Source organism: Sphingobacterium bambusae (genome assembly GCF_033955345.1).
Lineage (GTDB): Bacteria > Bacteroidota > Bacteroidia > Sphingobacteriales > Sphingobacteriaceae > Sphingobacterium > Sphingobacterium bambusae.
This window is the reverse complement of sequence record NZ_CP138332.1, coordinates 4,500,369-4,519,593: the sequence shown is the minus strand read 5'-3', so window position 1 is coordinate 4,519,593 and position 19,225 is coordinate 4,500,369. Positions and strand designations below refer to the sequence as shown.

Here is a 19,225-nt window from a genome sequence, read left to right as displayed (position 1 = left end):
CGTATAAATATAGCAGATTTATTGAATTCTAACGAATAATAACCGCAGCAATAGCACATATTAGATTTATAATCCTTAACTTTGTAAGCTTTTTGAAACCATTCTGCACACAGATTGTTTAAGGTTTCAACGGACAAAACATAGCATAGCATAAGATGAAATTATCACAGTTTAAATTCAATCTACCAGAATCTTTATTGGCATCGGAGCCTTCGGAACAACGGGATGAATCTCGCCTGATGGTTTTGCACCGTGACTCGGGAAAGATTGAACACAAAATTTTCAAGGACGTTTTAGATTACTTCGATGATAAAGACGTCATGATATTGAATAACACCAAAGTATTTCCTGCCCGCATGTACGGTAACAAGGAAAAAACGGGTGCAACGATTGAGGTGTTCTTGTTAAGAGAATTAAACAAGGAGTTACGATTGTGGGACGTTTTGGTTGATCCAGCACGTAAAATCCGCGTGGGTAACAAACTTTACTTTGGCGACGACGATCTACTGGTTGCTGAAGTGGTAGACAACACAACTTCCCGTGGACGTACTATTCGTTTCTTGTTTGACGGAACGGACGAAGAGTTCCGCCGTAACATCGAAATCCTTGGTGAGACACCACTTCCTAAATACATTAAACGCAAGGCTACCCCAGAAGATAAATTTCGCTACCAAACAATTTATGCGAAAAACGAAGGAGCTGTTGCTGCACCTACCGCAGGACTTCACTTCTCTCGCGAGTTGATGAAAAGGCTGGAGCTTAAAGGCGTTGATTTCGCGGAAGTAACCCTGCACGTAGGTTTGGGCACATTCCGTACCGTGGAAGTAGAAGACTTGACTAAGCACAAAATGGACTCCGAGCAGTTTATTATTTCAGACGAAGCTGCCCGCGTGGTAAACAAGGGTATCGATGCTAAAAAACGTATCTGTGCTGTCGGAACCACTTCTATGCGTGCCATTGAGTCTTCCGTATCGGCAGATAGACACCTAAAGGCGGCAAATGACTGGACAAGTAAGTTCATTTATCCTCCTTACGACTTTAGCATTGCCAACTCTATGATCACCAACTTCCATACACCGGAATCAACATTGTTGGTCATGATCGCCGCTTTCGCCGGATACGAGAACACGATGAATGCTTATGAAGTAGCTGTTAAGGAAAAGTACAGATTTTATTCCTACGGTGACGCGATGTTGATCATCTAGTTTATCGGTAAAAAAATATAAAAAAGGTTCCTGTCAATTGATAGGAACCTTTTTTGTTACAGTAGTAAGGCAATAAAGTAAAAACAGGTAAAAACACCTGTCGAAAACACCAAAATTGCTCAAAGTTCTATATGCGAATCTGAAAACAGAACAAAAAACACGAATCAAGGCGTTAAAAAAAAAATTACACGTAGGATCAACTTAAAACACGAGCGCCTTGCAATCAGCATACACTGAAGAATTTGATTACCCCTTAAGATTGCTTACATTCACTTCAAATAAAACACTAAAGATGAGCAACGCAGGAAAATTCATGATGATCGCCGGAATAATTATGCTATTTATTTGTTTATCGCAATTCAGCAGTCATGGCCATAGTGATACTGGTTCTATCGCTCAACTTTACCTATTTGGTAGCATCCCAACCTTTGCCTTTGGTGTTTTCCTTTATTTCCGAGGGAAGCAAACCACCATTCAAAATTAAACACTGCTACAAGAGCATCAAGCACAGCATATCGAGAAACTATACGTGATGAATAGCAAGTAGTCATGTTTGAGCTACGAACACAAATCAATCAAGCTTTCAGACAACGTTAATCCACAAAAAAGCCGTAAAGAAAATCTTCACGGCCTTAATTCTTCAGGTGTAAACCTAATTAGTTTTGTTCAGCAGCAACAACTGGAACTACTGATACATAAGATTTGTTGTTTGCTTTCTTACGGAAAACTACCGTACCATCAACCAATGCGTACAATGTATGGTCTTTACCAACACCTACGTTCGCATCAGGATTGTGCAATGTACCACGCTGACGTACGATGATGTTACCAGCAATAGCTTGTTGACCACCGAAAATCTTGATACCTAATCTCTTACTATGTGACTCACGGCCGTTCTTGGAACTACCCGCACCTTTTTTATGTGCCATTTCTTTATCCTAATTTATGACTCTTAAAAAGTCAGATTAAAAATTCGATTATAAACTGATACCAGTGATCTGGATTTTAGTGAATTGTTGACGGTGACCGTTTTTCTTTTTGTAGCCTTTACGACGTTTTTTCTTGAAAACGATAACTTTATCACCTTTCAAATGAGACAAAATAGTAGCCGAAACTTTAGCGCCTGAGATACTTGGCGTACCTACAGTGAATTTACCACCGTCTTCTGCTAACAATACATTGTCAAATTCAATACTAGCGCCTTCATCTCCTTGTAAACGGTGTACAAAAAGGTACTGGTCTTTAGCAACTTTAAATTGCTGTCCTGCTATATTTACTATTGCGTACATTGTTATATAATATATATGTTAATATTTAATGAGCTGCAAAGATATGAAATAAAGTAAAAAAGAAAAAGTAAAAAGTAAAAAAAGTAGCGCTCTGTCGTAACGCATGGATATCCGAAAAAACGGGAAAGGATTGCCTTATCAAAACAATCCTTTCATCCTGTATTTTTACATCGTAGGAAGTGCGCTAAGCACTCCTAATGTTTAATTACTAAAATATGCTCTAACGTTCTTTCCTTCCACCCAGTTCATAAACGCCTTGTTCACAACTTTATTTCCTCCTGGCGTTGGATAATCACCAGAGAAATACCAGTCACCCAAGTGATTTGGACAAGCTTGGTGCAAATTGTCTAAGGTTTGATAAACCACTTCCAATTCGGCTTTAAGATTGTGTGGGCGTATAATACGTGCAATTTCTGCAGAGATTTCCACGTCTGTAAAAGGTTCGTAGATTGCCTTTACATAGTTTTCCACCTCATGCTTAGGCTTCGTAACAGAAGCTAAACAACGTTGATACACTTCATCCACAACATGTGCTAGCCCTTTTTGCTTCAACAAGGATATTGCTGCCTCGAATGCAACGAACTCGCCCATCCTAGACATATCAATACCGTAACAGTCGGGGTAACGAATCTGTGGAGCGGAAGAAACAATCACGATTTTCTTTGGGTTCAAGCGATCCAAAATCGTCAAGATACTTTGCTTTAGGGTTGTACCACGAACAATAGAATCATCAATGGCCACAATCGTGTCTTCATGATCTTTGACAATACCATAAGTCGTATCGTACACGTGCTGCACCATATCCGTACGGTCGGCATCCTGTGTAATGAAGGTACGCAATTTCGCATCTTTCACATTCAACTTCTCGAATCGCGGCGTAATGTTTATCATCTCTTCCAGTTCACCGTCTGAAATCTTATCCGCTCTGTTAAGCAAGACATCTTTTTGGTACTTACGCACATAGGTATTGATCCCTTCCATCACGCCGTAGTAGGAAACCTCTGCCGTGTTTGGAATAAAGGAAAATACCGTATTTTTTATATCACTACCTACTGCTTCTAAGATCTGTGGACACAACAAACGACCCAATTCTTTACGCTCTTTATAGATATCGGCATCCGATCCGCGAGAGAAATAAATACGCTCAAAGGAACAAGATTTTTGTTCTGCCGGCTGGCGGAACATCTCTTGCGTAATGGTACCATCTTTTTTAGCAATCAAAGCATGTCCAGGTTTGATCTCCTGTACAGCGCCCAAAGGCACGTTAAATGCTGTTTGGATAACGGGACGCTCAGAAGCAACGACCAACACTTCATCATCTTGATAATAAAATGCCGGACGGATACCTGCAGGATCGCGCATAACGAACGCATCGCCATGACCGAAAATACCCGCGATGGTGTATCCACCGTCCCAAGTTTTCGCGGAGCGGGTCAATATCTTGGCAACGTCCAAATTCTTCGCAATTTGTGCACTGATCTCAATATTGGAGTAACCCTCCTGTTTGAATTGGTCAAAGAGTTCTTGGTTTTCGTCGTCCAAGAAGTGACCTATTTTTTCTAATACCGTTACCGTGTCTGCTTGCTCTTTCGGATGTTGCCCCAGTTCATACAATTGCTGCAACAATTCGTCTACGTTGGTCATGTTAAAATTTCCAGCAACGACGAGGTTACGCGTCATCCAGTTGTTCTGACGTAGGAAAGGATGACAGCTCTCTATACTGTTTTTACCATGCGTTCCATAGCGAAGATGTCCTAATAGAACCTCCCCTGTAAAGCTCACATGTTCCTTCAGCCAATCGGTATCTTTGGATTCTACCGGATAAGCCTTGTTCACCGCGGCAAACTTCTTCTGCACGTATTCGAAAATATCGGCTACAGCAGATGATCCCATCGCTCGATAGCGGGAAATATAGCGGTTACCGGGTTTTACATCGAATTTAATCGTTGCAATACCAGCTCCATCCTGACCTCTGTTATGCTGTTTCTCCATAAGGAGATACAACTTATTGATGCCATAGTAGGGCGTACCGTATTTTTCCTGATAATAAGATAGGGGTTTCAGTAATCGAACGAGTGCTATACCGCACTCATGTTTTATAGCGTCACTCATAGCTTGAATTGATGCTGCAAAGGTACATATTATTTAGAAAATAAAGCGCAACAAAAAAGAAGCTAAAACATTTTTATTACGCTCAGAAAACAATAGCTATTTGCATCCTTTTTACCAGCGCTGCAGCAGCCAAAACGCAAGAAAAACAACAGAAGATTTCCAGATTGCCTGTTGAATATTGAAAAATGTATTTTTGCGAGAAAGCATGACGAAGCCATCTACATTTCGAAAAATGTCAGATCGCTTCGTCAATATCCTTCCATTTTGTGATCAGGTTCGCTTGGATTTTCGACAGGCTCCCCGATGCGTTAAGTACGATTTTATTTACCGCTCTTGTTAAAATAGGTTGAAACGCGATCGGGACTTAACAGTTGCCACAACGAGGCCACCGTCCAGCCCGGAGCGAAGATATCATTGTAAAATCCTTTTCCATTCTTGCCATAATCCCAATTGGTATGTTGCACCACTTCCGGATAATAACCTGTCTTCGCAACATCAAACATGGCACCTTCTACAGGCATGAGCTGTAACATGCTGGTTTTGATTACCGAGGAGAATGCCGAAAAACGGCTTTCCTTCTTCTCGACAGCCAACCAATCCAAAATGGCGGCGAACTCAAAGATAAATACATCCACGTGGTTGTTCTCTACGGAAACGTTGCCCCATCCGCGCGTTTTAAAATCCACATCGCCAAGCATCTGCCCTTGTGCAAAAGGAACATCCCATAGGTAGTACCAAGAGAGACAGAAGTATGCTGCTTTCTGGCAAAGGTCAACATATTTCGAGCGCTCTTTCCCCTTGGTAACTTGTGCCAAGTAGTGCATCGCCGTAGAGGCATAAAGGGAGGCTTCCTTGTCTTCACAGTTGGCGTCCAACGTAGAAGAGAAATAGTCCGCTTTGTTTATTAATTCACGTTCCAAGTATCCTGCTGAACGTTTTGCACTTTTCAGATAAGCCTCCTGCTTAAAATAGCTGTAGGCCATTGTTAAAGGTAATACCGCGGATGGGGTACTTCCTCCCGAGGGATCTACCACGTTAAAAGCGTCATCAAACTTACGCGGATACTTGCCGTCCGGCTGCTGTAATCTGTCAAAATTTGTAAACAGCTTCTTTACACGCTCTTCCCATTCTGGGTGCATCCTCTTTTGACGTTTTTCGTAGGCTAAATAGTTGAGCACAGCAAAGAGCCCTTCCGACTGTCGTCGGATACTAAGCTCTTGGGTTTCGCTTTTGTTTTTTAAATCCACAAACTCCCGGAAGAATCCATTAGCAGTGAAGCCAAATTGAAGATACGAATCAAATATGCTATTGGCCTTTCTGGCCAACTCGGCATCGCCATTTGCCTCCGCATACTCCAAGGCATTGAAAGCATTTAAGAGTACACGGCCAATAAAACCGACTTCTGTCAAATCATTGCTCGCGCAATCGTCTACACGCATGTGTATACCAGAAAAGTATTTTAGCTCGTGACGATCTACGTAGCTTTGTGCAAAGAAACCGGAAAGTGCTTTCTTCGCATCAGCTGTAGACAGCGCATCAGGATAAACTGCCGGCTTCAACACATCAAACGAGTAGTTCCACACGTCGGCGACAAAAGTCGAGTAATCTACGGCACGACCTTTTCTGATCTCCCAGGTTAGCGTTCGCTTCTCCCCTTGCTCTAACTTCTCAAAGGCCTGAACGGACGGCGCCAAAGTCAGTTTACGAAGGTAAGTATATGGTGCTTCGCTGTAGGGAAAGCCAAAGACAAGCGCTACCGTATTGTTGTGGTTTCTGAATCCTGTCGATCCGAGCGAGGTTCTACCGGAGAGAATGACCTCCCCAGTGCTGTGCGTCGTCAAGGCCTCCTCGTCAAGCTTGTCTACACGCAACACCGTATAGTAATCCTGACTTTGCTCATTGTATATGCCTGTCAATGGTGTGCTCAAGCGATCTTCACGCACCTGCCAGTTGTCGCTCGTGGCAAAGGAAGGAGCTTCTTTCGGCGAACGCAAATTTTTGCGGTACCAAAAGCCGGGCATCAGGAATTGACAGTCCTGATGTACAAAGCCTGCAAGCTGCTGCACTTCTTCAAAGTTGTAATACAGCGTTTCCTTTGCTTCCAAGGTTACGGTGATGCGTTTCACATCAGCAGCGTCCTCTACTGTTCGCGTAACCAATACTGGCAATGGCTTATCCGCCTGCAATTGATTGGTTGCGCCTGCATGCAGCACGTAGGTTGTAGCTTTGTTACCAGGTTTCTTGAGGGCGATACGCCATTCGGATGTTGTCCCATCATCTTTCGCCCATGATAACACATGCATACAGGTCAACAGGACAACACCTAGAATTCTTTTCATCATTTTTTCGTTTATTAATTCATTTAAGTTTAGATACGGCACATAATTTAACGTACAACAACGGGATATAAAACCTCCTCACTGACTTCCATAACCGGAACATCATCGTTGGAGAAATTAACATCAGCAATAAGCATTACCCTGGGCAACACGCTACCCGTGGAATAGTGGGCATGAAAGACAATCTTCAGTTGCCCTTCTTTGTCCCAAAACAAAGAGTGGTGTCCCACGCCAATATAATTTTGTGGTTTTTGTAAAATAGGATTGCCACTGTATTTCATCCATGGACCGGTGGGTGAAGTCGCTGTAGCGTAACCAACACCATAATACGGGCTTTCAAAGTGATTGGCCGAGTAGGTCATGTAATAAAGGCCTTCATGCTTGATAACAAAAGGCCCTTCGTTGATTCGACCTTGAATATTTTCCCAGCCTTGGGACACTTGGATACAGCTTTTCAATGTTTCACTTTTTATTGTCTTGAGGTCGTCTTCCAGTTCGGCTACCCAAACGACAGACCCGTCGGTAAATCGAACGAAATAAAGATAGGGAGTTCCGTCTTCGTCGATATATAGTGAATTGTCAATGGCCTTGGCATCTTTCCACATCGGCTCCTTTACATCCTGCGTGAATGGCCCAAGTGGCGAGTCTGCGGTAGCGACGCCGATGTGCTCATCAGCGGTGAAATACATATAGAACTTATTTTTGGAAGCTATATAATAGACCTCTGGAGCCCAGAACCATCGTTGTGTCCACGTATCGTTCTTGTGCAGCGCTAGCTTAGGGGACTTTGTCCAGCTTTTTAGATCTTCCGAGGTATAAACCTCAATCCCGTCAGCGGCATTGGTGCCATAAGCATAATAAACGCCATCGTGCAACATGATATTGGGGTCACCCAATAAAACGGGCGTCGTATACGGGACATCCGTTGTTTCATTTTTTTCGCATCCTGTAAACAGCAGAAAACTAAGTGCGAAAAGTATATAAGGTATGATTTTCATAATCTTAGTAATAAAGCATTAATAATTTGGATTTTGTACCACGTTCGGATTGTTGTTGACCTCATCAGAAGGAATCGGTAAACTTCCATGGCGTCCAATGACAAAGTTATTGAAGTCGGCATCCCGCTGTTTCAATTCATCAATACCGGCTTGGTTGTTCAACAAGCCCCAGCGCTTGATATCTGCCCACCGATGGCCTTCCGTCGCCAGTTCCAAGAATCGCTCCATCTGCAAGCGTTTTAGAAAACGGGCTTTATCCGTTGTACTCGCGAAATGATTAACCGTTAAAGCAGGCATATTAACGCGTTCACGCACACGATTCACCAAGGCCACAGCTTCATCCAAATTTCCATCACTCTCGGCAATACATTCCGCATACATTAACAATACATCCGCAAATCGAATGACGCGCACATTGATCGGATTGTAGTAGTCATCCAAGCCTCTATCGGTTGAGGAATATTTCCTAAAGAAGACCCTTCCCTGCCAATTGCTTTGTTGCCATAAGGCGTTGTTGCTGGTGAGGCTGTAAATCTTGGTGTTATCCGCATAGTCATTCTCCATTCCTTGGTAAAATGCTGTAAATTTCAGACGCACATCATTACCGTTGGTTCTAGTTTTTTCCTTTTTAAACTCGCTTACAATCCAAGGACGTAATTCACCATCATTCCAGCCCACGCCGGGAGGTGCAAAAAACTGTCCCCGATGCAGTCCCAAATTGGGGTCTACGGAAAACGCACCATCGCCCGCTGGCGCCTTATTCACATCGGAATACTGGATTTCGAACACCGATTCGATGTTATTTTCTTGCGTCGAGCTAAAGTTATTGGCATAGTTTGGCACCAAATCGTAAAAGCTGCGTCCTTCACCATCGACGAGCCAAGCCAAGTCGGCACGTGCCTCTTGCCATTGGTGCAGTTGCATATAACATTTAGCACGTAAGGCGAGCGCTGCTCCTCTTGTTGTACGTCCTTTATCGGAACCGCTCCAAGCATTAGGCAAAAGACGTTGTGCTTCGGTTAGGTCGAGAATAGCCTGTTGAAAGACTTCGGTTTCGGTATGTCCTTCCGGTTGCATCCCCGGCGTAGAGGGCTCCAAGATGATCGGTAAACTTTTGTTCTCCGTTCCCCATAGCACCGCTAAATTGTAGTAATATAAGCCCCGAAGAAAATAAGCTTGCCCAAGCAGCTGTTCCCGGTTTGTTTCATTCGCAAAGGCTATCTGCGGCACGTGAAACAACACTTGATTTGCGCGAAAAACTGCTTGATAGCACTCCGAATAGGTCATGCCATTACCCTCCGCGAAGTTGTAATTGTTATAGGTAAACTGCGTCCACTCTCGCAGTTCCGCCCAAGGGCTTTGGCTGAAGCCCTCGTCGGATGTCAGATCATGGCGAAACCACATCCAGCGCGCATAAGTACCCGGCTTATAAAACATATTATAGATGGCATTTACACCATGTAAGGCATCGGACTCCGTTTTCCAAAAGTTCTCTTTGATCAACGAATTCGGATTTTCTACATCCACCTTGCATGCCTGAAGCAGACATAAGGCGCAAAATATATAGATTAATTTTTTCATGATATATCGTTAAAAGGGTTGCTAAGGCTGACCTACGGTCTAACTTTCCTTCGTTGTTAACCCATTTTCTTGTTTTTCAGTTAAAAGGATAGTTGAGCGCCAAACGTAAAACCTTTCGGATTGGGAAATGCGCCACCATCGTAAGTACGATCCCAAATATTCCGGTTAAGGAATTCAGGATCAAGCCCTGTATAAGGTGTGAAAGTGAGCAGGTTTTGACCGTTGACAAACACTCTTGCACCAGTAAACACCTTTCCCAAAACGGCCTTCGGCAGATTGTACCCAAATGCGATCTGTTTCACGCGTACATAGTTGCCATTTTCCAACCAGCGATCTTGATCTGGGCGTGCATTGCGCGAATCAGCGAAGATCGGCCTTGGGTCTTTACCATTTGGGTTCTCTGGTGTCCAGGCATCGTAATCTGCACGATAATTGGAATTATCGTCGAAACGATCGAACCCTGAACGTGGACCATTGTATACCATATGTCCAAAGGCACCGGTCATTTGCACCTGTAGATCAATGCCTTTGTAAGCAAACATCAGGTTCATGCCCAGTTGATACTTAGGGATGGTGGTGCCCAAATATTGGCGGTCGGCATCGGTAATCATGCCATCGTCATTGAAATCTATATATTTGACGTCTCCGGGGCGTGCATTGGGCTGAATCAACCGACCATCGCCATTGCGATGTGCCATAACTTCCTCCATAGAACGAAAAAGACCATCGGTTTTAATCAGATACCATTCGCCAATAGACCGCCCAACAACGGATTTGGTATCCCACTGGGTGAACTCTGTACGGCCATATCCTAACTCTTTGATCGTATTTTTCAGATAGGAACCATTAAGGTCTATGCCGTACTGAAAATCTTCGCCAATTTTATCTTTCCAGCTCAAGGCAATTTCAACGCCTCTATTCTCCAAACTGGCGGCGTTAACGAACGGATTACCTCCGTTGTTACCTGTAGACTGCAAAATCTGCATCTGTGTCAGCACATCTTTCGTCGTCTTGATAAAATACTCCATCGAAAGGTTAAGTCGATTATCCAACAGCGCTACATCCAATCCGGCATTCATTTGCGATAATTTCTCCCACTGTAAATCCACGTTAGCCAACTGTATTTGAGTCATCCCCGGTACCGATGTCATGTTGTCCCCAAAAGAAGCCTGTGGAAAGGAATTGATTAGCTCGACCCAATCCCAAAAACCGATATTGGATGTTCCTAGTATACCGTAGTTTCCGCGAATCTTCAAGTCGTTGATCCAGGGCACGTTGAAGAAACGCTCCTCACTGATGCGCCAGCCCACCGATGCGGAGGGAAAATAGCCCGTGTTATATTGAGGAGCAAAACGTGAAGACTCATCTCGACGCAAGGTTCCGCTCAATAGATAGCGATCGTCGTAGCTATAGTTCACCCTGCCGAATACCGAATACAACTTTGACAGGTTTTCGAATCCGCCGGTACGTGGGTCACGCAGGGCTGCATCTAGCTGTTCGTAATAAGCGCCTGTGCCGCTGTTCAGCAACACATCGTTCTTGGATCCCCATATCTGTTCGTAAGCAAAGGGTTGAAAGCTGACACCCGCAACAGCAGATAGCGCATGCTTTCCGAACTGCTTGTTAAACTCTAGTGTGTTGTCGAATACGAATTCCTGCGACTGAGCCTGCCGTTTGGTGAGCGAGGATGGATCTATAGGCTGGTTTACCTGCCACGAGCCTACTTTGCGCAGGTAGCGGTATTTGTCATTGCTGAAATCAAAACCAAAATTAAACTTGTATTTGAACATCTTGAAAATATCCAAAGAGGCAAATGCATTACCACGCACGCGCAGGTTGCTGTTTCTGGTATCCGTAAAATCCTCTTTTGCAAACGGATTTGTACCAAAGGTGATATTGTAAGCACCGTTACCATAACCGTAACCTCCAAAATTCCTATCGTCATAGATCGGAATGGTAGGCAACATCCGATACACATCGATGATCGGGTTGGTATCCAGTTCATCGACACCATAATGACTTAACACGATGTTTTCACCAATGGTGAACTTAACATGGTCACCAAAATCGCGCGTAGCAGACGTATTGGATCGAAGGGTGAAACGTTCACTTTGCGAACCGATTGTAGTTCCAGCGTTACGCTGATAGTTGCCGGAGATAAAATAACGACCAGCACTGCTGCCGCCGGAAAAAGAGATGTTGTGATCTTCCACGACGCCAGTTTTGAAAACTTCATCCTGCCAGTCGGTATTTCCTTCAAAATGATTTGCAAGCCCCTTGATATTGGTGTTTCCATTGGAAATCGCGTTCATAAAAGCCAAGTCATTTAACTTTATCCACTGCTCCCTATCGGTCAAGTTGTAACGGGGCAACCATTGTGATGTCCGTACGGAGGAAAGATCAATTTTCATCTTGCCTTCCTTACCTTGCTTAGTGGTAATGATAATCACCCCATTACCGGCGCGTGAACCATAGATAGCGGCAGCTGAGGCATCTTTCAACACCTGTATGCTCTCGATATCGTTGAAGTTGAAGTCACGGTTCGCACCGGAGATCACACCGTCCACCACATAGAGTGGATTGCTGTTTCCGAAGGTTCCCGTACCACGAATTTCGACCTTACCCTCGCTCCCAGGCGCACCCGCCGTACGCACATTGACGCCAGGCACGGTAACCAATGCATCGCCCACAGTTCCCGTCACAATCGTGTTTTTCATCTCCGCAGGCTTGAATACAGACACGGCCCCCGTGAGATCTGCTTTACGAACGGTTTGGTAACCAATGACAACCACCTCATCCAGCTCGCGATCATCCTCGGTCATCGTGATTTGCAAAGGTACTTCCCCTGTATACGGATGCTCTACACCTTTAAAGCCTACTTTTGAAAACACCAAGGTATCGCCCATTGCTATAGCGATAGAAAAATCACCCATTGCATCTGTTTGGGTAGCAATTTGCTTGCCTTTAGCGCTCACATTTACACTGGGCAAGGCCGCAGCACGCCCATCAAGCACGCTTCCCTTTACGTTTGCCTGCTGTGCATACATTGAGCTAGACCAAACTGCAAATAGAAGTATTAAAAATATCCTTATCATAATTTTATACGTTTATTATCCATTAGTTACCTTGCACATTCGGTTCCACTACTTGTGGCCGAATGATGCTACTTTTATCCATCGTTACCTGCTTATTCTTGATGGCCATGTCGACCATATACAGTAATCGAGGGTTGACATTCGAAGTATCGCGATGCGCATGGAAAACATACTTTAACTTCCCTTTTTCATCGGTAAAATATGCGCCATGACCGGTACCAACGAGGCCTTTCTCGGGACGTTGCAAAATGGGATTGTTTGGATCCTTTGTCCATGGTCCGGTTGGGGAGCTCGCCGTAGCAAATCCAACGCCGTAGTCTAGACTGCGGAAATCATTACCCGAATAGAGCAGATAATACGTCCCTTCATGCTTTATGACGGAGGCTCCTTCCGCGACCTTACCCAGTGCCTTCTCCCAAGGTTGGGTCGACGCATCGATGCATTTTGTCAATGTCTCTTCCTTGATCGTTTGCCAATCGTCTTCCAATTCAGCGACCCAAATCACGTTGCCATCGGTAAAACGAACGAAATAGAGATAAGCTTTGCCATCCTCGTCAATAAAAAGCGAAGAGTCAATCCCCTTTTCTGCACGCATAGGCTTAGGCTCGTCCTGTCTAAACGGCCCCAATGGTGTGTCGGCAGTAGCCACACAGATATGTTCTTCCGCAGAGTAGAACAGGTAAAACTTAGCTGTTTTGGCATTGTAGTAAACCTCGGGTGCCCAAAACCACTTGTTACCATAAGAGTCTTCTTTTTTCAGCAACAATTGGTTATGCTTCGTCCAAGACTGCAGATCCGTCGAGTGGTAAACTTCAAACCCTTCGTCCGAGCTCGTACCATACGCAAAATAGCGATCGTTGTGTCGTAGGATAAACGGATCAGCCAAAGGCAAGTTGCTTTCCTGATTTAATTTTTGGCTACTACATGACATGGACAGCAACGTACAGGCCAATAAACTTCGCACTATGTTTTTATTTCTTTTCATCTCTTATTTTGACTATTCTTCTCGGATTACGCGAATTCTTGAATTGCGTAGATCGGCAATGAATATATTCCCGTCTTTATCGATAGCAATCCCTTCAGGTTCGTTGAATTTTGCAGCAAACTGATCTCCTTCCAAAAAACCTTGGTTGCCGGGACCGCCATCACCAGCATACCGTGTCACCGCACCGGCCGGTGTAACACGACGCACCATATGGTTGTATTTCTCGGCTATAAAAATGCTGCCATCGGCGGCTACGACGGATTGTGCTGGTTGATCGAAGCTGGCTTCCGTGCCTTGTCCGTCGCGAGCGCCCCAAGACCCGGTTCCTGCCAAACGTTGAAATCCGTTGACAATACGCTTGCTGGAAGCGTCATAACCTGCCTTAAGCACGCCTATAAATGGATATTTCACCACCAGATAAATCTCTCTTCCATCTGGAGAGAACGAGAAATTCGCGTAATAATCGCCCGAAATACCTGCCACATTCACCAAATCTTGTAGTAACTCTACCCTATTTTCGGTTTTATTCCACGTGTAGAGTTTGCGCGGCCAACAGTAAAACATAAGCGTTCCATCCACGGGATGTACACCTGCAAAATTCACATGTCGTGTTTCATTTGTTGAGCGCACATAATCTTCTTGCACACGAAAACCCGTATTGCGTGTAAGGATGGCAACGCTCACATTGTTGTTATTACCGGCGTTATCATTACCGATAAAGAGCGTATCCGCGCTAAGAGACATACTTATGCTCCGAGGATTGTTGATCGAGCCGCTTAAGGAGGCTACTGTTTCTACACGGCCATCTTTGATACGACGCACCCGCCGACCTTCTTCCAGAACAAATAGGGCATCATCTTTACGATCGTAGGCCAACCAATAGGGGCGATTAAAGCTCGCCTGTCTTAAGCTGCCATCCACCGATACGGCTGCGCCACTTCCACTGTAGGTCTGCACTTTGCGTACAAATTCATAGGTAAAGGAGGCTGTAGGTTGAAATTCTTTACTGTCAATAGTAACTTTAACAGCTCCGGTTCCTGCGGCCGCTGGAACGAGTGCGTAGATTTTCGTAGCGGTTACAGCCAAAACTTGTGCTGATATGTTGTTGACCGATACCTTCACACGTTCAACATCATCTCCAAAATGGTTGCCCCGGATGATGAGTTCTGTTCCTGCGCGACCAACTTCTGGAGAAAACCCCTCCACAACGGGATCTCCAATCGGATCGGGCTTAACCTCCGAGCTGCATGCCAACAGCCACAGCGATGAGAGTGCAATACATGCTCCCATACAATCACGAATAATTTTCTTGCGAATAGATTTCATTGGTTTTAAATAATACGTTTATAATGTTTTTGGTAGCTTGTTTCCCTATGCTCCGTGAGCATGAAATAACAGGAACAAATTTAGAGCAGACGGCCTATCTTTGTTATTAAAAAAGTCTCATTAAATAGCAAAATCGTATCAAATTTCAATGAAACTATTTTATAAAATACTAACAAACAATAACTTAGCTATTTGTAGTCTTTTGGAGACATCCCAAATTGATCTTGGAAACATTTGGCAAAATAAGACGGTGAGTTGAAGCCTACGAGGTAGCAGACCTCACCTATAGGGTACTTATTTTCCTTAATAAGTTGTGCGGCCATTTTCAGCCTTTCCAACCGCAGGTATTCATTTGGTCTTAAATCAACCAATCCTTTGATTTTTCGATAAAAACTTGCGCGGCTCATATTCATCGATTCGGCAATATCCTCCATCTTCAGATCGGCATTTTGTATGTTCTGCAAGATGACCTCGCGGAGATTGTTCAAAAACGCTTTATCTGTGTCGGTATTAATGACCGAACTAGACATCACCATGGGATTCCGCATAAATGCATCTTTCAGTTTTTCCCTACTGTTGATTAGATTGGCCACCACCGCCAACAGATAGGACGGCGAAAAGGGTTTATCCACGTAAGCATCAGCCCCCACATCCATGCCTTCAATTTTAGCTTGCAAGCTAGATTTTGCCGTGAGCAGCAGCAGAGGAATATGGCTATACTGTATATCGGACTTCAATGTTCTGCACAGTTCAATACCATCCATCCTTGGCATGGTGATATCGCTGATGATCATATGCACAAAATGTTGCGCAATAAGCGTTAATGCTTCTTCTCCATTGGAGGCGATGATAACCTGATACTTTGAGGCAAGCGTTTTTCGAATAAATTGCTGCATATCCAAGCTATCTTCTACAATGAGTAAGGTATATGTTGGGCCTTCAGTTTCCGCAGTTGTCATCGACATATCATCGATTGGCTCGGCTGGTAACTCCTTTACAGATGGTAACGCTGATGGTATAGTAAGGACGAAGGCATTGCTGTTTCCCGCTATTTCGAGGCGAAGGGATCCGCCATGCAGTTCAGCTAACGTACGGGCGAGATGCAGGCCAATGCCTGTGCCAGGGCGATACAAATGTTCCGGCTGGCTTCCACGGTTAAAAGGCTTAAAAATATCATCCTGATATTCCTCCGCAATCGGTTCTCCATCACTCTCCACATAAACTTCGAATTGTTCTTCCTTCACATCGTTTCGCAGATGTACGATGATATTACGATCGGCATACTTAATGGCATTGCTGAAAAGATTGCTTAATATTTTGATAAATGCCTCTCGATCTACTACGGCATGGCAGCCCGCTGGCGGAAGTTGCAATCTAAAATCACGATCATATTCCTTGATCAGCGGTTTAAAGCTGCTGTAAATTTCCGATAAGATCTCGCTAATGTTATTTTCCGTTCGATGTAGACCGAAACCTTCCAACTCTGTTTTTCTGAAATCCAAAAGCTGATTCGTTAGATCCAATAAACGGTCCGTATTTTTCTTCATCACGAAAAGATCATCTTTGGTTTCCACATCCGACACTTGGTTCTGGATGATGATATTCTCCAAAGGACCTTTAATCAAGGTCAGCGGCGTTCGGATCTCATGGGTTATATTGGTAAAGAAACTAATCTTCGCATCATGAATTTCCCGTTCTTTCTGCTGTTCCAACTGCTGCACAAACAACGATCGCTTCAATTTAGCCCGATGCTTAAAGAATCGCCACAGCATATAGCTTATCAACAAGGTAGCCAGTGCGTAAAACAGAAAAGCCCAAACAGTTAAATAGAAAGGTGGCCTAATTTCGATGAACAAGGTTCGTTGGGCTGGACTTTCATCTGTTCCATCGTTTGCCAAGCGTACCCGAAACGTGTACCTTCCGCTTGGCAAATTGGAATAATTAATTAACGATGATTCGGTCACCTGTTGCCAGTCCTCTCCCGTACCGTCCAGTTTATACTGCAAGTTATTTGCTTGCGGCACTTGAAAGCTTAACGCAGCTAGGCGCAATGAAAAATGATTTTGGTCATGTGCCAAGCTAATAGAATCCGAAAATAGTATACTTTTCTGCAAGGGAGAGTTTTTAGCAGCTACCTCAGGAGTTTTCCCAAAAAGCAAGAAGTCGGTAATATAAACTGGCGGAACGTAAGTGTTATCGACAAAGGCATTGGGATTAAAGGCAATCAATCCGCTGATGCTACCAAGCAACAAACTACCGTCCTTCGCTTTGAAGCTGGACTTGTAATTAAACTGATCGCTTAAAATACCGCTCGCGGTGGTAAAAGTCTTAATCGTTCCATCATCCGGCTGAAAGCGAATCAAACCATTGTTGGTGGTCAACCAAAAGAAGCCTTTATCGTCCTCGGTGATCTGATAAACCACACTATTGATCAACCCTTCCTGCTTGGCATAGGTAATGAAGCTCTTTTTTTTCGGATCAAAGCGACAGAAGCCTTTACCCTCCGTTGTCAACCAAATCCTTTGCTTGGAATCCTCAAAAACACTCAGCACTTTGTCATAGGGCAGGCTTCCCTGTTTATCGCTATGCTGAAACTGTTCCCAGGTTTTGCTGCTACGCTCATAGCGAAACACCCCGTTGGTATAGGTAGCGACCCATAGATTTCCGTCGCTATCCTCCTTGATGTCGTAAATCAAGTTATGATTTAGCGCATCAATATCTTGAAAGCGACCCGACTGTTTGTCATAGCTTACTAAGCCTTGGGATGTGCCTAGATAAATCGTACCATTCTTGCTTTTCAGAATAGAAAACACATAATTGTCGCCAATGGTACGCGGATTATCTTCGGCAGTATACAACCGAACGGCTCCCGAAATGCTGTTGACCACGCGGACACCTTTGGAAAAGGTACCCACCCAAAGATCATCATTGTCTACCGCGAGCCCATGTACATTTGAAAAGTCTCGGCTAGCTTCCAGCTGTGTAAACTTTTTCGTCTGTTGATTGAAACGAAAAACTCCAGCATCTTCCGTTCCGATCCAAAGATCAGCACCTTTTCCCGCGCGTATCTCGCGTACACGCTTCCCCTGAAGGCTTCCTACGACATTCGTTTGGTAATACTTTTCGAAATGCGATGTTTGCTTGGGATAATAGTTGACACCTCCAAAGTAAGATCCTACCCACATCCCTCCTTCTCGATCTTTGTAGAGCGAATAGATTGCGTTGTCGGCGATAGAATAAGGATCGGAAGGGTCATGTCGTAACTGCCTGTGTGATTTATTTGCGGTATTGTAAATATAGATTCCCGTTTCTGTGCCTACCCAAATCTCATTGCCGGTGTAGCTGTACAAGCAACGCACAAAAATTGGTGTAGCTGAGCCTCTCGACAAATTTACTTTTTGCAGACTCCGCTCCAACAAGTTGACATCAAAAAGCCCATTCTTTTCCGTACCGACATACATCTTCCCAGCATCGCTTAGCGCTATTGCAGTAACTGCCTCTAGCTTAAAAGGCTCATTACCGTCCTGATCCAAATACGGTTTCAGGGTAGCTAGTTTATCATCGGAATAGTAGAGACCACGATAAAAGCTGATCCATATACGTCCATGATTATCGCTCTGTATATCTCGCACAGGCCCTTTGTCTTCAAACGCGTAGTGCTTGAGCTGCTTCCGCATCGTGTCAAAAACAAAAAGTCCCTGCCCATGCACCGCAATGTATACATCATGCTGTCCTACACCATTAACGATCTTGTTGACGGTTTTGCTAATAGAGATACCATCATCCGCTTTACTTGTAAAACGAACAAAACGCTCATAAATGGGGTTATAAACATAGAGTCCAACGTCGGTACCGATCCAAATGTTGCCTTGGTACTCCTCAAATAATGTGGTAACAAATGCATGTTTTAAGCCATAACCGCTTGTATGCTCATCTCTGTAAACCTTCGTCGAAACACCATCGTACCTATTCAATCCATCCTTTGTGCCGAACCACATGAATCCTTGTCGATCCTGTAAAATAGTGTTTACCGTATTCTGGGATAAACCATTGTTTTTGTTGATATGTTGAAAATAGTAGGCTTTTCCCTGCTGTGCACATGTAGCAGAGACCATGGAATACATAGGTATAAACAGCAATAAAAACTTCCCTAAAAACGGCATAAAGCGGTGTATATCGTATTGGTTTTGGCAAGCTAAAATAGGGTTATAAGTTTAATTTTACAAAGTGGCTCGTGGATATTTATGTTTTTCGATCCTTCCATATGTATGTTAGATAGCTTTCAGGTTTAGCAT

The 19,225-nt window shown here is 44.1% G+C and carries 12 protein-coding genes; 2 read left to right on the top strand and 10 right to left on the bottom strand.

What is annotated here, in order from left to right:
* The first annotated feature begins 155 nt into the window (after positions 1-155).
* Together queA and SCB77_RS18720 are read left to right on the top strand one after the other, a co-directional pair.
* Entirely contained in the window at positions 156-1,205 is a 1,050-nt protein-coding gene (gene queA / locus SCB77_RS18725) for a tRNA preQ1(34) S-adenosylmethionine ribosyltransferase-isomerase QueA (protein ID WP_320183525.1), read from the top strand.
* Positions 1,206-1,497: 292 nt separating this feature from the next.
* Positions 1,498-1,689, top strand: a complete 192-nt coding sequence (locus SCB77_RS18720) for a hypothetical protein (RefSeq protein WP_320183524.1) — start codon at positions 1,498-1,500, stop codon at positions 1,687-1,689.
* 172 nt (positions 1,690-1,861) lie between these two features.
* On the opposite strand, the gene rpmA is transcribed toward SCB77_RS18720, so the two are convergent.
* From rpmA to SCB77_RS18670, 10 genes are all read right to left on the bottom strand, one after another.
* On the bottom strand, positions 1,862-2,134 hold the full coding sequence (gene rpmA, locus SCB77_RS18715; protein ID WP_320183523.1) for a 50S ribosomal protein L27: 273 nt from the start codon (positions 2,132-2,134) through the stop codon (positions 1,862-1,864).
* 48 nt (positions 2,135-2,182) lie between these two features.
* The gene (gene rplU / locus SCB77_RS18710) at positions 2,183-2,494 is read right to left on the bottom strand and encodes a 50S ribosomal protein L21 (protein WP_037494579.1); all 312 of its coding nucleotides are present in this window, start codon (positions 2,492-2,494) and stop codon (positions 2,183-2,185) included.
* Positions 2,495-2,695: 201 nt separating this feature from the next.
* Positions 2,696-4,606 carry an amidophosphoribosyltransferase gene (locus SCB77_RS18705; protein WP_320183522.1) on the bottom strand — a complete coding sequence of 637 codons (1,911 nt, stop codon included), beginning with the start codon at positions 4,604-4,606 and terminating at the stop codon, positions 2,696-2,698.
* A gap of 320 nt (positions 4,607-4,926) precedes the next feature.
* Positions 4,927-6,948, bottom strand: a complete 2,022-nt coding sequence (locus SCB77_RS18700) for a hypothetical protein (RefSeq protein WP_320183521.1) — start codon at positions 6,946-6,948, stop codon at positions 4,927-4,929.
* A 44-nt stretch (positions 6,949-6,992) separates the two neighbouring features.
* The gene (locus SCB77_RS18695; protein ID WP_320183520.1) at positions 6,993-7,943 is read right to left on the bottom strand and encodes a glycoside hydrolase family 43 protein; all 951 of its coding nucleotides are present in this window, start codon (positions 7,941-7,943) and stop codon (positions 6,993-6,995) included.
* An 18-nt stretch (positions 7,944-7,961) separates the two neighbouring features.
* On the bottom strand, positions 7,962-9,524 hold the full coding sequence (locus tag SCB77_RS18690) for a RagB/SusD family nutrient uptake outer membrane protein (protein ID WP_320183519.1): 1,563 nt from the start codon (positions 9,522-9,524) through the stop codon (positions 7,962-7,964).
* An 80-nt stretch (positions 9,525-9,604) separates the two neighbouring features.
* On the bottom strand, positions 9,605-12,619 hold the full coding sequence (locus tag SCB77_RS18685) for a SusC/RagA family TonB-linked outer membrane protein (protein WP_320183518.1): 3,015 nt from the start codon (positions 12,617-12,619) through the stop codon (positions 9,605-9,607).
* Positions 12,620-12,641: 22 nt separating this feature from the next.
* On the bottom strand, positions 12,642-13,604 hold the full coding sequence (locus SCB77_RS18680; RefSeq protein WP_320183517.1) for a glycoside hydrolase family 43 protein: 963 nt from the start codon (positions 13,602-13,604) through the stop codon (positions 12,642-12,644).
* 12 nt (positions 13,605-13,616) lie between these two features.
* Positions 13,617-14,930: an IPT/TIG domain-containing protein gene (locus SCB77_RS18675; protein WP_320183516.1), complete on the bottom strand. Its 1,314-nt coding sequence runs from the start codon at positions 14,928-14,930 to the stop codon at positions 13,617-13,619.
* Positions 14,931-15,118: 188 nt separating this feature from the next.
* Entirely contained in the window at positions 15,119-19,045 is a 3,927-nt protein-coding gene (locus SCB77_RS18670; RefSeq protein ID WP_320183515.1) for a two-component regulator propeller domain-containing protein, read from the bottom strand.
* Positions 19,046-19,225: the final 180 nt, after the last annotated feature.

Excerpts from the sequence above, each read along its gene's own strand:
- queA (WP_320183525.1), top strand. The coding sequence starts at position 156 with ATGAAATTATCACAGTTTAAATTCAATCTACCAGAATCTTTATTGGCA.
- SCB77_RS18720 (WP_320183524.1), top strand. The coding sequence starts at position 1,498 with ATGAGCAACGCAGGAAAATTCATGATGATCGCCGGAATAATTATGCTA.
- rpmA (WP_320183523.1), bottom strand. The coding sequence starts at position 2,134 with ATGGCACATAAAAAAGGTGCGGGTAGTTCCAAGAACGGCCGTGAGTCA.
- rplU (WP_037494579.1), bottom strand. The coding sequence starts at position 2,494 with ATGTACGCAATAGTAAATATAGCAGGACAGCAATTTAAAGTTGCTAAA.
- SCB77_RS18705 (WP_320183522.1), bottom strand. The coding sequence starts at position 4,606 with ATGAGTGACGCTATAAAACATGAGTGCGGTATAGCACTCGTTCGATTA.
- SCB77_RS18700 (WP_320183521.1), bottom strand. The coding sequence starts at position 6,948 with ATGATGAAAAGAATTCTAGGTGTTGTCCTGTTGACCTGTATGCATGTG.
- SCB77_RS18695 (WP_320183520.1), bottom strand. The coding sequence starts at position 7,943 with ATGAAAATCATACCTTATATACTTTTCGCACTTAGTTTTCTGCTGTTT.
- SCB77_RS18690 (WP_320183519.1), bottom strand. The coding sequence starts at position 9,524 with ATGAAAAAATTAATCTATATATTTTGCGCCTTATGTCTGCTTCAGGCA.
- SCB77_RS18685 (WP_320183518.1), bottom strand. The coding sequence starts at position 12,619 with ATGATAAGGATATTTTTAATACTTCTATTTGCAGTTTGGTCTAGCTCA.
- SCB77_RS18680 (WP_320183517.1), bottom strand. The coding sequence starts at position 13,604 with ATGAAAAGAAATAAAAACATAGTGCGAAGTTTATTGGCCTGTACGTTG.
- SCB77_RS18675 (WP_320183516.1), bottom strand. The coding sequence starts at position 14,930 with ATGAAATCTATTCGCAAGAAAATTATTCGTGATTGTATGGGAGCATGT.
- SCB77_RS18670 (WP_320183515.1), bottom strand. The coding sequence starts at position 19,045 with ATGGTCTCTGCTACATGTGCACAGCAGGGAAAAGCCTACTATTTTCAA.